Annotated in this window: 1 protein-coding gene; it reads right to left on the reverse strand. The window is 70.8% G+C overall.

The window, feature by feature from the left end:
• Window positions 1-28: 28 nt before the first annotated feature.
• Entirely contained in the window at window positions 29-17,542 is a 17,514-nt protein-coding gene (locus PXH83_RS09025) for a non-ribosomal peptide synthetase (RefSeq protein WP_274562736.1), read from the reverse strand.
• Between the last annotated feature and the right edge of the window lie 101 nt (window positions 17,543-17,643).

Below are 17,643 nucleotides of genomic sequence, written 5' to 3' on the forward strand. Positions count from 1 at the left end.
CGGGTGTGGACGGTGTCGGGGGTCGCAATCAGCTGCGGGTGGCGCTGATTGCGACGATCTCCTGGAGCCGGCCGCGAAGCATGTCCGCCAGCCGCTCCATGTCTGTGCGGTCGTGGAGGGCCGTCGAGAAGGACAGCCCGACCGTCAGCCGCTCGTCCTGAACGCCGCAGACGACGTCAAGGAGATGGGCGCGCTCGCCGCTCTCGCCGTGGGTGCGCGAACGGTCGTCGAGCCGGCTCCGGTAGAAGCCCTGGTCGAAACCGTCGGACTTCCCCACGTAGTTGAAGCTGACGTCCGGTGCGTTCTGGTTGAGCGGGGCGTCCTCGTGCAGGTAGCGCAGAACGCCGTAGCCCAGGCCCTTGTTGGGAACGGCCCGCAGTGTCCGCTTCACGCTCGTGATGCGGCTCCGCCAGTCGGTGTCGATGGCCCGCTGTACGTCCCAGGCGACGGGGAACATCGTGGTGAACCAGCCGACCGTACGAGACAGGTCGACGCCGTCGACCAGCTCCTCCCGGCCGTGGCCCTCCATCGCCACCGCCACCCGGTCCTGGCCGCTCCACTCCGCCAGCGCGTCGCCGAGTGCGGCGAGTACCACCTCGTTGGGCCGTGCACGGTAGACACCGGGGACGGTCTGGAGGAGCACCTGGGTGTCGGCGCGGCCCAGCTGGAGCGAGACCGTCTCCTCCGACGCCACGGTGTTGGCGGGCGACCCGGATCCGGGCAGCCGGGGCACGCTCTCCGCGGCCCGCCAGTAGTCGATCTCGTCGTCGAACCGCCCCGAGCGCAACAGGGTGGTCAACTGCGCGGCCCACTCCTGGAACGAGGTGGTCCTGGCGCCCAGGTCCGGCTTCTCCCCCGCTTCGATCTGCCGGTACGCACGGGCCAGGTCCGGCAGCAGGATGCTCCACGAGACGACGTCCGTCACCAAGTGGTGGGCCACCAGGGCCAGTCGGACCGGAGCCTCCGCCCCCATGTCGAACACCAGGACCTTGATCAGCGGCCCTGTGCCGATGTCCAGACCGGCGTGCGCCTCGGCGAGGCGGCGGTCCATCTCGGCCTCCCGCGCCTCGGCTTCGGACTGGAAGAGGTTGTGCCAGGTGAACCAGTTCCCCGTCTCCCGCTCCACGACGTGCTGGCTCCACCGGTCTCCCGCGAGGGTGTACCTGGAACGCAGCCCGTCGTGGTGTTCGAGCAGGGCTTCCACGGCCCGGTTCAGGCTGTCGGGGTCGGGCCGGTCGGTCAGCTCCACGTAGGCCGACATGGCGAAGCGGTTCACCGAGGCGGCCTTGCGGGTCTCGAAGAACCACCGCTGGATCGGGGTGAGCAGAACCTCGCCCGTCACCGGCCCCTCGGCCACCTTGCCCTCGGTGACCTCCGTGCCCAGCTCGGCCAGGCCCGCGACCGTCGGCGCCTTGAAGAGGTCCTTCGACGAGATGCCCAGACCCGCTTCCCTGGCCCGGGACACCACCTGGATGCTGAGGATCGAATCGCCGCCGAGCTCGAAGAAGTTGTGGTGTACGCCGACCCGCTCCAGGCCCAGTACCTCGGCCCACACCCCGGCGAGCGTCTCCTCGCGCGGGGTGCGCGGTGCGACGTACTCCTGGCCGGTCGCCGCCTCCATGTCCGGTGCGGGCAGTGCCCTGCGGTCCACCTTGCCGTTCGCGGTCAGGGGGATCGCGTCGAGTGTGACCCACGCCGCCGGGACCATGTAGTCGGGCAGCGACCGCCCGGCGAACTCGCGCAGCGCGTCGATGCCGAGGCCGTCCCCGGGGCCGCCCCCGGTGACGTACGCCACCAGGCGCTTCACGCCGGGCTGGTCCTCGCGCACCACGACGACGGCCTGGCCGACCTCGGGGTGGCTCTCCAGTACGCCCTCGATCTCGCCCGGTTCGATGCGCAGGCCACGGAGCTTGACCTGGTCGTCCGCACGGCCCACGAAGTCCAGCTGCCCGTCCGGCAGCCACCGGACGACGTCCCCGGTGCGGTACATCCGCTCCCCGGAGAAGCCGGCCACGAACCTGCTCGCGGTGAGCCCGGGACGGCCCGGATAGCCGCGGGCCACACCCTCCCCGGTGACGTACAGCTCACCGGGAACACCGACGGGCACCGGACGCAGCCACGCGTCCAGTACGAAGACCCGCGTGCCGTAGTTCGGCCTGCCGATCGGCGGGACCGACCCCGGCGTGAGGCGCTCGCTGATCGTCGCGGACACGGTGATCTCCGTCGGGCCGTACGCGTTGAACATCTCGCGGCCCGGCGCCCACCGGCTCACCAGCTCCGCCGAGCACGCCTCGCCGCCGACGACCAGCGTGCGCAGTGCGGGCAGTTCGGCCTCGCCGGCGCTGGCCAGAGTCGCCGGGGGGATGATCGCGTGCGTGACGCCTTGCCGGGCCATGACCTCGACCAGTTCATCTCCTACGACGCGGCCCGCGGGCGGCAGTACGAGAGCGGCGCCTGAGCCCCAGGCCATGAGGATTTCCATGACGGAGGCGTCGAAGTTTGACGACGCCGCCTGGAGCACCCGCGAATCCGGCCGCAGCGTGAACCGGTCCACCTGGGTGGCCGCGAAGGCCGCCACACCCCGGTGGGTCACCCACACGCCCTTGGGCGTACCGGTCGAACCGGAGGTGTAGATCAGGTACGCGCCCGCGTCCGGGGACAGCGGCCCCGGCAGCGCGCCGGACGCCGTCGGCCAGGTCTCGGGAGCACCATCCACCGGCACCGTGCGTACGGGGGTGCCTTCCAGCACCTCGGCATGCTCGGCGTCCGTCACCACGAGCCGCGCGCCCGAGTCGGCGAGCATGAACGCCCTCCGGTCGGCCGGGTGTTCGGGGTCGAGCGGCAGGTACACACCGCCCGCCTTCAGGATCGCGAGCAGCCCGGTGAGCCACTCCACTCCTCGGGGCAGGCAGACGCCGACGACGACGTCGGGCCCCACACCGTTCGCGACGAGCCGACGGGCCAGGGCGTTGGCGCGGTCGTCCAACTCAGCGTACGACCAGGTGGAATCGGCGGATACGACGGCGGGTGCCCCGGGCCGGATCGCGACGTGCTTCTCGAAGATCGCGGACATCGAGAGCGGTGAAAGATCGTCCTGGCCGCTTTCGACGTCCGTGTCGTTCCAGTCGTCGAGAACCTGGCGCCGCTCGGCCGCGGACAGCAGTTCCATGTCCCGGAGCGGGAGCCGGCTCTCGGTGCCGATGGCCTCCATCACCGTGACCAGGTGCGACGCCATCCGGCGGATCGTCGCCGCGTCGAACAGGTCGGTGTTGTAGACGATCTGGCCGTGCATCTCGCCCTCGACCTCACCGAAGTCCATCGTGAGGTCGAACTGCGCGGTCGCGGACCGCATCGCGTAGTCCTGCCACCGCAGGCCGCCCGGAGTCTGCGGTGCGTCCGAGAGGTTCTCGTAACTGATCACTGCCTGGACCAGCGGGCTGCGGCTGGGGTCCCGTTCGGTGACGACCGCGTCCACGACCCGGTCGAAGGGAACGTCCGCATGGGCGAAAGCGTCCAGCACGGTCGCCCGTACGGAAGCCAGCAGTTCGGCGGCCGAGGCCCGCTCGTCGATCCGGGTCCGCAGGGCCAGCGTATTGACGAAGAACCCGACCACGTCTTCGAGTTCCGGACGCTCGCGGCCGGAGGTGACCGTGCCGACCACCACGTCGGCCTGTCCGCTGTAGCGCGACAGGAGCAATTGCACCGCCGCTGTGAGCCCCATGAACAGCGTCGCGCCCTGTGCCTTGCAGGCGTCCGCGAGCCGGTCCAGCACCTCGGCCGGGATCACCACGTCCTCGGTGGCGCCCGCGGTGGTGCGCTCCGCCGGGCGCGGGCGGTCGGTGGGCAGCTCCAGTACGGGGGCGTCCGCCAGCTGTTCGCGCCAGTAGCCGAGTCCACTCTCCAGTACTTCGGGCGTCAGGCGGTCGCGCTGCCATGCGGCGTAGTCGGCGTACTGGACGGGGAGTCCGGCCAGCGCCTCACCCTCATACAGCGTGCTCAGCTCGCGTGTGATCAGGTTCATCGACCAGCCGTCGGTCACGATGTGGTGCATCGACAGCGCCAGAACGTGCTCGTCCGGGGCGATCCGCACCAGGCTCGGACGCAGCAGCGGACCGGTGCGGAGGTCGAAGACCTGGCCCATCAGCCCGGCCACCACATCGGCGACGGGCCGCCCGGCCGGGTCGATCACCGGCAGTTCGACGGGGGCCGGCGGGTGGATCACCTGGACGCCCTGGCCGTCGACCGTGTCGAAGGTGGTACGCAGCGACTCGTGCCGGGCCACCAGCGCGTCCAGCGCGCCGCGCAGGGCGTCGATCCGGAGCTTGCCGCACAGCAGGAGTGCCGCGCCCGAGTTGTACTCCGTACTGTCCGGCTCGAACTGCGTGGCGAACCAGAGCCGTTGCTGTGCGAAGGACAGTGCCAGGTCGCCTTCGCGCCCGACCGGAACCACCGGCAGGTCGGTGTCCGACGTGGCCTTCACCAGTGCGGCGAGCCCCGCGACCGTGGGCTCGTTGAACAGCTCGCGCACGGACGTCTCGAAGCCCGCCGCCCGCATCCGGGCCACGGCGCGGATGCTGAGGATCGAGTCGCCGCCGATGTCGAAGAAGTTGTCGTACGCCCCGACGCGCTCGACGCCGAGCACCTCGGCCCACGCGGCGGCGACGGTCTCCTCCGCCTTGTTGCGCGGCGCGGTGTAGGCGGCCACCAGCCCGGTCATGTCCGGCACGGGAAGGGCTCGCCGGTCGACCTTGCCGCTCGAATTCAGCGGGAAGCCGTCCATCACGACCCATGCGGCCGGAACCATGTAGTCCGGCAGGGCGTCGGCGGCGAAGGCGCGCAGCTCTGCGGTCTCGATGGGCTCGATGCCGCTGCCCGCGCCGCTGCCCTGGACGTACGCCACCAGCCGCTTCACGCCCGGCTGGTCTTCGCGGGCCAGCACCACGGCCTGGGTGACCTCCGGGTGCCTGGACAGTACGTTCTCGATCTCGCCGAGCTCGATGCGGAAGCCGCGCACCTTCACCTGGTCGTCGCGGCGCCCGAGGAATTCGACCGTGCCGTCGCGCTGCCACCGCACCAGGTCACCGGTCCGGTACATCCGCGTACCGGTGAAGGGGCAGGCGACGAAGCGGCCGGCTGTCAGCGCGGGCTTGTCCACATAGCCGCGCGCCAGACCCGCGCCCTCGATGTACAGCTCGCCCGCCACACCCACCGGCACCGGTCGCAGCCACGGGTCGAGCACGAAGGCCCGCGCGTTCGTGACGGGCCGGCCGATGCGCGGCTGCTCGCTGCCGTCGGCCGTCCAGGTCAGGGAGTCGCAGGTGCACTCCGTCGGCCCGTACAGGTTGTAGGAGGCGACGTCGGTGTGTGCGCGCAGGGTCTCCCAGATCTGTCCGTCGACCGCCTCGCCGCCGAACACGACCACATCGGGCACGTGGACGTCGTTGTCCAGCAGGCCGTCGGCGATCATCTCCCGCAGGTAGGTGGGGGGTTCGTCGATGACGTTGATGCGGTGCTGTGTCAGATAGTCGCGGAAGGCGTTGAGGTCGATGTGGGTCTCGTGGTCGATGGCGTGCAACTGGTGTCCCGCGACCATCCACATGGTGGCGACGCAGGACGCGTCGAAGGAGATGGACGCGGTCTGCGCCACCCGCATCTGACGCCCGCGCGACGTCGGCCCGAACATCGCCGCCTGGTGGTGGGCGAACAGGTTGGAGAAGGCTCCGTGCCTGATCAGGGTGCCCTTGGGCCGCCCTGTCGACCCGGAGGTGTAGATGACGTAGGCGAGGCTGTCGGGGCCGAGTCCGGTGTCCGGGGCGGTCACCGGCCACTGGGACGCCGGCACCCGGTCGACATACAGCAGCGTGCCGTCGTACGAGTCGAACCGGTCGGCCAGGTGCCCCTGCGTCAGCACGATCGCCGTGCGCGAGTCGTCCAGCATGTGCTGTACGCGCTCGGCCGGATGTGCGGGGTCGATCGGCATGCAGGCGCCGCCGGCCTTGAGGATGCCCAGGATGGCGACCATCACGTCCAGGCCCCGGTCCGCGCAGATCCCGACGATGCTGTCCGGACCGACTCCCTGCGAGCGGAGGCTGTGGGCCAGCTGGTTGGCCTCCATGTCCAGGCGGGCGAAGGTCAGCCGCTCGTCGCCGTGTACGAGCGCGATCGCGTCCGGGGTGCTCGCGGCCCGGTCGGCGAAGAGGTCGGTGAGGAGGTCGGCCGGGACGTCACGGGCGGTGTCGTTCCAGCCGTGCGTGAGCCGGTGTTCTTCCTCGGCGGTGAGCATCCGGACCGCCGACAGGGCGGTGTCCGGGTCGGAGATCCCGGCCATCTCGGCCAGGACGGTCCGCAGGTGTGCGGCGAGCTGCTGGATGGTGGCCGCGTCGAAGAGGTCGGTGTTGTAGTTGATCAGGCCCGACAGCTCACCGCCCCGCTCGCTGAAGTCGACCGCCAGCTCGAACTGCGCGGTGTCGACCTCGAACGGGTAGTCCTGCCACGTCAGTCCCTCACCCTCCGTGGCTTGGGGCGTGTTCTCCATGCTGACCAGGGCCTGCACCAGCGGGCTGCGGCTCGGGTCCCGCTCGGTGACGACCGCGTCCACGACCCGGTCGAAGGGGATCTCGTCGTGGGCGAAGGCGCCGAGGACCGTCTCCCGTACGTCGCCGAGCAGTTCGGCGACGCTGCGCCGCTCGTCGATGCGGGTGCGCAGCGCCACCGTATTGACGAAGAATCCGACCAGGTCTTCCAGCTCCGTGCGGTCGCGCCCCGAGGTGACGGTGCCGACGACGACGTCCGGCTGGCCGCTGTAGCGGGACAGCACCAGTTGCACGGCGGCGACCAGGCCCATGAAGAGCGTGGCGCCCTGTGCCTTGCAGGTGTCCGCGAAGCGCGCCAGCACGTCCGCGGGTATCAGCAGCTCCTCGGTGTCACCGGCCCAGGTCCGCTCGGCGGGACGGGGCCGGTCGGTGGGCAGTTCGAGCACGGGGGCGCCGGCCAGCCGGTCGCGCCAGTACGCCAGGCCGTCCTCCATCGCCTCCGGCGACAGCCGGTGCCGCTGCCACACCGCGTAGTCGGCGTACTGGACCGACAGCTCGGGCAGATCGGCTCCCCTGTACAGCGAGGAGAGTTCGCGCATGATGACGCCCATCGACCACCCGTCGGTGACGATGTGGTGCATCGACAGGACGAGCACGTGCTCGTCGTCCGTGACGCGGAGCAGCGTGGGGCGCAGCAGCGGCCCCTCGCTCAGGTCGAACACGCGGCCCAGTTCGGCGCGTACCCGCCCGGGGAGCTCGGCGGCGTCGCAGTCGACGACCGGCAGCGCGACCGGTGACGCGGGGTGGATGACCTGGGCGGCTTCGCCGTCGACGGATTCGAAGGTCGTACGCAGCGACTCGTGCCGCGCCACCAGCGTGTCCAGTGCGCTCCGGAGCACGTCGACGCGCAGCTCGCCCCGCAGCAGCAGGGCGCCGCCGGAGTTGTATTCGTTGCTCTCCGGTTCGAGCTCCGCGGCGAACCACAGCCGCCGTTGCGCGAACGACAGCGGCACGTCCCCGTCTCGGCCGACGGGCACCACCGGGGCCGTGCGGTCGACGGTGGCCTCGATCCGCTCGGCGAGGCGCGCGACGGTCGGGTGGTCGAAGACGGTACGTACCGACAGCTCGTATCCCGCGCGGCGCAGCCGGGAGACGGCCTGGATGCTCAGCAGCGACTCGGCGCCCAGCTCGAAGAAGTTGTCGTACGCGCCGACCCGCTCCACCGCGAGTACCTCGGCGAAGACTTCGGCGACGGTCCGCTCGGCGGCCGTCGCGGGGGCGACGTACGCCTGGATCAGCGCCGACATGTCCGGTGCGGGCAGCGCCCTGCGGTCCACCTTGCCGTTCGCGGTGAGGGGGAACGCGTCGAGGCGGACGCACACGGCCGGGACCATGTACTCCGGCAGCGAGGCCGCCACGAACTCCCGCAGTGCGGCGGGGGTCACGTCACCGGCGACGACGTAGCCTACGAGCCGCTTGAGTCCCGGCTGGTCCTCACGTACGACGGCGACGGCCTGCGTCACCTCGGGGTGGCGGGCCAGCGTGGCCTCGACCTCGCCGAGTTCGATGCGGAATCCGCGCAGCTTGACCTGGTCGTCCACGCGGCCGAGGAACTCCAGCTGGCCGTCGGGCAGGCGGCGCACCATGTCTCCGGTCCGGTACATCCGGTCCCGGGTGAAGGGGTTCGCCACGAACCGCTCGGCCGTGAGACCGGGGCGTCCCGCGTAGCCACGGGCGACGCCGGAACCGGCGATGTACAGCTCACCGTGGACGCCGGGCGGCACCGGGCGCAGCCAGCCGTCCAGTACGAAGGTCTGCGTGCTCTCGATGGCCCTGCCGATGGGGGGCGCGGTCGCGGTCACGGCAAGCGGCTCGCTGATCGTGGCCGCCACGGTGGTCTCGGTCGGCCCGTAGGCGTTGACGAGTGTACGGCCGCCCGCCCACCTGGCCGGAACCTCGGCGGGCATCGCCTCGCCGCCGGAAACCAGGGCGCGCAGCTCGGGCAGCTCCACATCGGGCAGCGTCGACAGGGCCGCGAGCGGCAGCATGGCGTGGGTGATGTGCTGCGCCTTCAGTACCTGGGCCAGTTGGTCGCCGACGGTCTGCTCCGGGCCTGCGAGGACCAGGGTGGCGCCGGAGTACCAGGCGTTGACGAGGTCGCCGACCGCCACGTCGAAGCCGACGGAGACGCTCTGGAGGACGCGGGAGTTCTCGTCGAGTCCCAGTGCCCGCTGGTGGGCCGATCCCAGGGCTTCCAGGCCGCGGTGGGGCACGAGGACGCCCTTGGGGGTGCCGGTCGAGCCGGAGGTGTAGATCATGTACGCGGCTGCGTCGGGGGACGCGGTCCGGGCGGGCGGAGCGTCGGCCTGCGGGCTCAGGCCGCTGATGTCCTGCGCGGGCAGGCTCTGTGCGGTCTCGGTGTTCGCCAGGACGATGCTTGCGCCCGAGTTGTCGATCATGAAGGTCAGCCGGTCGACGGGGTGGCTCGGGTCGAGCGGCAGGTACACGCCCTGCGCCTTCATGACCGCGAGCAGCGTGACCAGCCAGTCCACCCCGCGCGGCAGGCATACGCCCACCACGACCTCGGGGCCCACGCCGTGCTCGACGAGCCAGTGCGCGAGGCCGTTGGCCCGCCGGTCCACTTCTCCGTACGAGAGCTCGACGCCTTCCGACACGACCGCGATCGCGCCGGGGCGACGTACCACCTGGGCCTCGAACAGGCCGGGCATGCTCAGCGTCGAAGCCATGTCGTTCTCGCCCCAGTCCCCGGTGATCCGGGTGCGCTCGTCGTTGGTGAGGAGCGGGATCTGCGCCAGGAGGTCCTGTGTGAGCATCGACCGCAGCAGCTCCGCGAGGCGGCCGGCGATGTCGCGCGCGGTGCTGTCCTCGAAGAGCGCCGGGTCGTAGGCCATGCGCAGGGAGACACCGGGGTCGTTGCCGCCGACGAGCTGGCGGCCGGTGAAGGCGGTCAGCGACAGCGGGTAGTTGCCGCCCTCCTCCTTCGCCCGGGTGTCGGTGATGGTGAGCCCGTGGCGGGCGGCAAGGTCGTCGTCGACGGGGTAGTTTTCGAAGACCAGCAGGCTTTCGAACAGGGCGGTTCCGGCCGGGAGGTCGGCGAGCGCGGTGAGCTGCGGCAGCGACAGGTACTCGTACGCGCGCGACTCCCACTGCTCGGACTGGAGTTCCTGGAGCCACTGGACGACGGGCGTCGACGGCTGGAGGCGGGTGCGTACGGGGACGGTGTTGATGAAGAGGCCGAGCACCGATTCGGCGTCCAGCAGGTCCGCCGGGCGGCCGGAGGTGGTGGCGCCGAAGACGACGTCGCTCTGCCCCGAGTACGCCGACAGCAGCAGCGCCCACGCGCCCTGCACGACCGCGTTCACCGTGAGCCTGTGGCGCCGCGCGAAGTCGGCCACGTCGGTCGGCAGCGAACCGGGGAGCTCCACGTCCAGGTGCCGCATCGGCTGGGGTTCGCGCCGGGACGACGTGTCGACGGGGAGGGCGACGGGCGTGTCGAAGCCGGAGAGTACGGAACGCCAGTACTCCAGGCCCGCTTCGGTGTCCTGGGAGGCCAGCCATTCGAGGTAGTCGCGGTAGGGGCGGCGCACGCCCGGACGGCCACCGGCGTACCGGGTGAAGACGTCCTCCAGCAGCTGCGGCGTGCTCCAGCCGTCGAGCAGCAGGTGGTGGAAGGTCCATACGACCTGAACGCGACCGCCGCCCAGGCCGGCCAGCGACACCCTCAGCAGAGGCGCCGTGTCGAGCCGGATTCCGGCGTGGTCCGCGTGCCGCAGGTGCTCCAGGCGCTCCGCGCGCTCGGCGTCGGTCAGCGCGGTCCAGTCCTCGGTGTGCACGGGCACGTCGACCTGCTGGTGCACCAGCGCGACCGGCTCGTCGACCTGCTCCCACACCACCGACATGCGCAGGGCGTCGGAGGCGTTCACCGCCTCGCGCCAGGCATCGGCCAGCCGCTCCAGGTCGTCCGCGCCTTCCAGCACGAACGACATCTGCTGTACGTACGCCTCGCCGGAGGCGTCCTCCAGGGAGTGGAACAGCATGCCCTGCTGCATCGGCGAAAGCGGATACACGTCCGCGACGCTCTCGCCCGTACCGACCACGCGGTCGACGGTCGCCCGGTCCCAGTCGACCAGCGGGAAGTCGGAGGGCGTACGGCCGCCCACACCGGGCGTGAGGCAGTACCGCACGGCCTCCTTCAGGGCGTCGCGGTAGCGGGTGGCAATTCCGCGGATTTCCGCGGTCGCGTGCACCGCCGTCGAATAGTGCACATCGACGTGCAACTGGCCGTCCTGAACGCGGCTCACCACATCCAGTACGTGAGGGCGTTCTTCGGCGGGCCCGTGATCTCCGGTCACCGGAAGCATTCCGGTGAATACGTCCGGATAGCCGCCCGCGTCGTAGCGGCCGAGATAGTTGAAGCTCACCTGCGCCGGATCGACGAGATTCGCACGTCCGAGATAACGCAGCGCCCCAAAGCCAATGCCCCGGTCGGGAATTGACCGCAGATTCTCCTTCGTCGAGCTGATCAATTCGCCCCAGCCGGCGCCGCCGCCCGATTCGAGGGCGACCGGATAGATGGAGGTGAACCACCCCACCGTCCGGGACACGTCCGCGCCCAGTACGGCCTCTTCGCGGCCGTGTCCCTCCACGTCCACCCACACGCGGTCGCGGCCCGACCACTCGCCGAGCACCCGGCCCAGTACGGCAAGCAGGACGTCATTGACCTGCGTCCGGAATACGCCCGGGACCTGCTGGAGCAGCGCTTCCGTGTCCTCGCGCGCCAGCACCACCGACACCACATCGGCGGAGCCCACGGTGTTCAGCCCGTCCGGCACCTCGCACAGCGGCTCGGCGTCCTCGACGACCGACGCCCAGTACGGGGCCTGATCGGCGAAACCGCCGCCGTCGACGAACTCGGCCAGCCGCGCCGTCCACGCCGGGAACGGCAGGGACACGGGGTCGAGCGACACCTCACCGCCGACCGTCAACCGGCGGTAGGCCACGGCGAGGTCTTCGAGCAGGATCCGCCAGGACACCCCGTCCACCACCATGTGGTGGACGGCCATCAGGAGCCGCACTCGGCCGTCGGTCTCGTCCTCGGAGATCACGCACCGCACCAGCGGCCCGCCCTCCAGACGGAACCCTTCCTGTACGCCCTCGAACCGGCCCGTCACCCGCTCGACGCTCACTTCGCCCGGCGCACCGGCGAACTGCCGCCACCCCTCGGCGCCCCGCTCGAACCGCACCCACAGACCCTCGTGGTGCGAGAACACCGCCGACACCGCGGCCGCCAATACGTCCACGTCCACGTCCGGCGCCATCTCGACACACATCGACATGCCGAAGTGATCGGGCTCGACCGTATGCGTCTGTACGAACCACTCCTGCACCGGTGACAGGACGACGGGGCCTTCCACCGTTCCCTCATCGGCGCCCGCAGAGTCCGCGGCCTCTTCACGGGCGACCGCCGCTACCCCCGCGACCGTCTGCCGTACCAGCACGTCCTGCGGCGACACCACCAGCCCCGCGCGCCGCAGCCGCGACACGACCTGAATGCTCAGGATCGAGTCGCCGCCGAGCTCGAAGAAGTTGTCGTGCACGCCGACCTGTTCCACGGCGAGCACATCGGCCCACACCTCGGCCACCAAGCGCTCGACCCGTGTCCTGGGGGCCACCATCTCGGAGTCGCGCTGGGACAGGTCCGGCTCGGGCAGCGCCCGCCGGTCGACCTTGCCGTTCGCGGTCAGCGGCAGAGTGCCCAGCACCACGAAGGCCGCCGGAATCATGTAGTCCGGCAGAGACTTGCCCACGAACTCGCGCAACCCGGCATGGTCCACACCCGACCCCACGACATAACCCACCAGCCGCTTCACCCCGGGACGCACCTCACGTACCGAGACCACTGCCTGCGTGACGTCCGGATGAGCCGCCAGAGCGGACTCGATCTCCCCGACCTCAATACGGAAGCCACGGACCTTCACCTGGTTGTCGGCCCGGCCCACGAACTCCAGCCGCCCGCCCGGCAGCCAGCGCACCACGTCCCCGGTGCGGTACATCCGGTCGCCGGAGAAGGGGCCGGCCACGAACCGGCTCGCGGTCATCCCGGGGTGCCCGGCGTACCCACGCGTCACGCCTTCACCGGCGACGTACAGCTCACCCGCGACTCCCACCGGCACCGGGCGCAGCCAGGAGTCCAGCACGTAGGCGCGGGTCCGCCCGATCGGTGAACCGATCGGCACCGTCGCCCCGAGCGACTCGGCGTCGACGGTGTGCACGGCGGCGAAGATGGTCGTCTCCGTCGGCCCGTAACCGTTGACGAGCCGGACACCGGGCAGCTGCTCGACCACGGTCCGGCAGTGCTGCGGCGCCAGCGCGTCGCCGCCCGCCATGAGCAGCCGCAGCCCGGAAAGCATCTGCACGTCGGTGTCGACGATCTCGTGGAACAGTCCCGCTGTCAGCCACACCACCGTCACGCCGTGCGCGCGCAGGAGCGAGCCGAGCTCCTCGACCGACATCACTCGGGCCGTCGAGACCACCAGCGTGGCCCCGTTGGCGAAGGCGCTCCAGATCTCCAGCGCGCTGGCGTCGAACGACAGCGTCGCGAACTGCCCGACCACATCGCCCGCCGTGCACCCGAGCCGCGCGTCCCGCGCCACCCGCAGCACCCCGGCGTGGGGCAGCACGATGCCCTTGGGGCGGCCGGTGGAACCCGAGGTGTAGAAGACGTACGCGGCGCTCTGCGGCAGCAGGGACACCGGGGGCGCGCTGTCCGCCCCCTCGGCGTTTGCAGGGTTCTCGGGGTTCTCGGGCTTCTCAAGGTCTTCGAGGAGTACGAGCGGTACGCCCGCGTCCGGCACCGTCCCGACCGTCGACGGCGAGGCCAGCAGCAGCTCGATGCCGGAGTCGTTCATCATGAACGACAGCCGCTCTGCCGGGTAGTTGGTGTCCAGCGGCACATACACGCCACCCGCCTTGAACACGGCGAGCAGCGCCACGATCGGGTCCATGCCCCGGGGCAGGCACACCCCGACCCGGACCTCGGGCCCCACTCCCCGGTCGCGCAGCGCGTGTGCGAGGCGGTTCGCCCGTACGTCCAGCTCGCCGTACGTCACCCGCTCTTCGCCGCACACCAGCGCGACAGCGTCCGGTGTGCGCGCCACCTGCTCGGCGAACACGTCGGTGAGCACCGCACCGGCGGGCCCGCAGTCGCCCTCGGACCAGTCGCCCAGCACCAGGGCGCGCTCGGGCTCCGAGAGCCTCGGCATCTGTGACAGCGGCCGGTCCGGGCGTTCGGCCATGACTGCGAGGACGGTCAGCAGGTGGTCGGCCATCCGCCGGATCGTGGCGGCGTCGAACAGGTCGGTGTTGTAGTTCAGCGACATCCGCATGCCCTGGGGCTTCTCCCAGAACTCCAGCGTCAGCTCGAACTGCGCGTCCTGGCGCGGCAGGTCCGATGCCGCGACCCGCAGGCCCGTGGCGTCGGCGTCCTTCTGCCACGGCATCGTCTGCAGCACCATCATGGCCTGGACCAGCGGCGTACGAGCGGGGTCCCGCTCGGTGACGACCGCGTCGACCACCCGGTCGAACGGCACCTCGGCGTGCGCGAAGGCGTCCAGCACGGTCTCGCGCACCGAGCCCAGCAGCTCGGCGCCGGTCGCTGCCTCGTCGATCCGGGTCCGCAGCGCCAGCGTATTGACGAAGAAGCCCAGCACATCTTCGAGTTCCGCCCGGTCACGACCGGTGGTGGCAGTGCCCAGGACCACGTCGGTCTGGACGCTGTACCGGGACAGCATCAGCTGCACGGCGGCCGTCAGCCCCATGAACAGCGTCGCGCCGTGGGCCTTGCAGACCTCGGTCAGCCGGTCGAGCAGGTCCGGGGAGATGTCGAAGTCGCAGGTGCTGCCGGCCCGGGTGCGCACGGCGGGACGCGGCCGGTCGGTGGGCAGGTCCAGGACGGGGGCGCCCGCCAGCTGGTCGCGCCAGTACCCCAGGGCGTCGTCGAGTGCCTCGGGGGTCATCGTTTCCCGCTGCCATATCGCGTAGTCCGCGTACTGGACCGGAAGGGCGGGCAATGTCTCGCCCGCGTACAGCGCTTCCAGTTCCCGCGCGATGACGTTCACCGACCAGCCGTCGGTGACGATGTGGTGCATCGAGAGGACGAGCACGTGCTCGTCGGGAGCCGTCCGGAGCAGGGTGGGGCGCATCAGCGGGCCGGTGCGCAGGTCAAAGACTGTTTCGAGCTCGGCCCGCATGAAGTCGGCCACTCGGTCGGACGGGCAGTCGATCAGCGGGAGTTCGACCGGGGTGGCCGGGTGGATGATCTGTACGCCCTGGCCGTCGACGGTGTCGAAGGTCGTACGCAGCGATTCGTGCCGCGCCACCAGTGCGTTCAGGGCGTCCCGCAGGGCCTGGACCTGCAACGAGCCGCGCAGCCACACCGCACCACCCGTGTTGTACTCCGTACCGCTGGGATCGAACTCGGCCGCGAACCACATCCGCTGCTGGGCGTACGACAGCGGCGACGTCTCACCCCTGCGCACCAGCACCAGCGGCGCCTCGACGGCCGCACTGCCCAGCTCGGCAGCGGCCAGGCTTTCGACCGTGGGGTGGTCGAAGAGGGTCCGTACCGGGATCTCCAGGCCCGCCCGGCGCAGCCGGGACACCGCCTGAATGGCCAGGATCGAGTCACCACCAAGGCGGAAGAAGCCGTCGTGCACGCCGATCCGGTCCGCACCCAGAACCCCGGCGAACACCTCCGCGATCGCCTGCTCCCGCGCAGTACGCGGAGCGACATACGCCTCCCCCAGAACCGAAAGATCCGGCTCCGGAAGCGCCTTGCGGTCCACCTTCCCGTTCGCCGTCAACGGAAGAGAATCCAGCACCACACACACCGCCGGAACCATGTACTCCGGCAGCCCCGCCGCCACAAACGCCCGCAGCCCGCCCGGGTCCACATCCGTACCGGCATCCACATCCGCATCCGCCACGACATACGCAACCAGCTGCTTCACACCACGCTGGTCCGCCCGTACCACCACCACCGCCTGCGCGACCGCCGGGTGGCCCGTCAGGACCGCCTCGACCTCACCCAACTCAATACGGAAACCACGCACCTTGACCTGATTGTCCGCACGGCCGACGAAGTCGAGCACTCCCTCGGGCAGCCACCGCACCACGTCCCCGGTGCGGTACATCCGCTCGCCCGCGCCGCCGAAGGGAGACGCGACGAAGCGCCCCGCCGTGAGGCCCGGCCGCCGGGCGTATCCGTGGGCGAGGCCGGTGCCCGAGATGTACAGCTCTCCGGGGGTGCCGACGGGCACGGGCCGCAGCCACGCGTCCAGCACGTACAGCCGCGTGTCCGGTGCCGGGCCGCCCAGCCGCACCGGGCTCTCCGCCGAGTGCGAACCGTTGAGGACATGGGTGGAGGCGGTGATCGACGTTTCCGTCGGCCCGTACGCGTTCACCAGACGCACGCCGGGGACTTCGTCCAGCACCTTCTGGCAGTGGCGCGGCGACAGTACGTCGCCACCCGACATCAGCATCCGGACGCCCGCGAGTATCTGCACATCGGCGTCGACGACCTCGTGGAACAGCCCGGCCGTCAGCCACAGCGCCGTCACACCATGGGTACGCAGCAGCGCACCCAGCTCCTCCACCGACAGCATCCGCTCCGGCGAAATCGCCAGCGTGCCGCCATTGAGCAGCGCACTCCACATCTCCAGCGCACCCGCATCGAACGACAGCGTGCTCAACTGCGAGACCACATCGGCGGAGGTGAGAGCGAAGCGAGGGTCGCGGACGACGCGCAGGAAGCCCTCGTGCGGCAGCACCGTCCCCTTCGGACGGCCCGTCGAACCCGAGGTGTAGAAGATGTACGCCGCGCTCTGCGGCAGCACCCCGGCCTCGGGCGCCGACTCCGGCCGGCCGGACATCTCCTCGGCGACTTCGTCCAGCAGCAGCACATGGGCGTCCGGGAGCGCGGACACCGTGGAGGAGTCGGCCAGCACCACCGCCACACGCGAGTCGGCGACCATGAATTCCAGCCGGTCCGCCGGGTATTCGGGGTCCAGCGGTACCGCCGTACCGCCCGACTTCAGAACCGCCAGCAGCGCGACGATCGGCTCGATACCGCGCGGCAGGCACACCCCGACCGGGACCCCCAGGCCGACGCCACGGTCTCGCAGCACATGCGCCAGCCGGTTCGCCCGTACGTCCAACTCCCCGTAGGTGAGGCTCTCTTCGCCGCAGACCAGAGCCACCGCCTCCGGCGCCCGCGCCACCTGCTCGGCGAAAACCCCCGGCAGCGTCACACCACCGAAGCCGCCGATCCCCGAAGCCCACTCCCCCAGCATCAGCCCCCGCTCGGAGGCCGACACCGACGGCAGCTCGGCCAGCGGCAGTTCCGTGTCCCGCGCGACCAGGTCGGCCGTCCTCCGCAACTCGCCCGCCATCGCCTCCGGCAGCGGGCCGAACGCATCGGGTCCGTACGCCAGCCGCACCTGCCGCCCGTCCACCAGAAGGTCGAACGCCGTCGGCTCCACACCTTCCGGCGCCGCGCCGTCAACCGCCCCGAAGACAACCTGCCCGTCGAACAACGACGCCTCGGCAGGCACCCCCGCCAGCTCCCGCAGCGCATCGACCGGCAGCGCCTCCTGCCGCTCGGAGGCAGCCATCTGCTCCCCGAGCCGCCGCAGCCACGCGCCCACCGGCTCACCGGGAAGCAGCAGCGCCCGCACCGGACGCACCACTCCCGCACCATCGGTCACGCCGACCAGCACATCGCGCCGCCCCCGCACATGCGAAAGCGTCAGGCACCACAGCCCGGCAGCGGCCACCTCGAACGGAACCCCGGCCCGCTCCGCGACCTCGGCAAGCGCCGGCACCTCACCGTCCACGACCGGCCCGTCCGCCCGGTCCTCCCGTACCGTCCCCGCGCCCTCGAATCCGGACAGGATCTCTTCCCAGTACGCCACCACAGCAGCCTCATACATCCCAGACACGTAAGTCACTCCCCCATACTGAGAATTCGAACCCATGCAGATCGCGGATCACAGATCACCTACGACAGATCACCGAGAGGGCGCAAAAGGAA

Origin of the sequence: Streptomyces spiramyceticus, from assembly GCF_028807635.1 — a bacterium.
Lineage (GTDB): Bacteria > Actinomycetota > Actinomycetes > Streptomycetales > Streptomycetaceae > Streptomyces > Streptomyces spiramyceticus.

Excerpts from the sequence above, each read along its gene's own strand:
- PXH83_RS09025 (WP_274562736.1), bottom strand. The coding sequence starts at position 17,542 with ATGTATGAGGCTGCTGTGGTGGCGTACTGGGAAGAGATCCTGTCCGGA.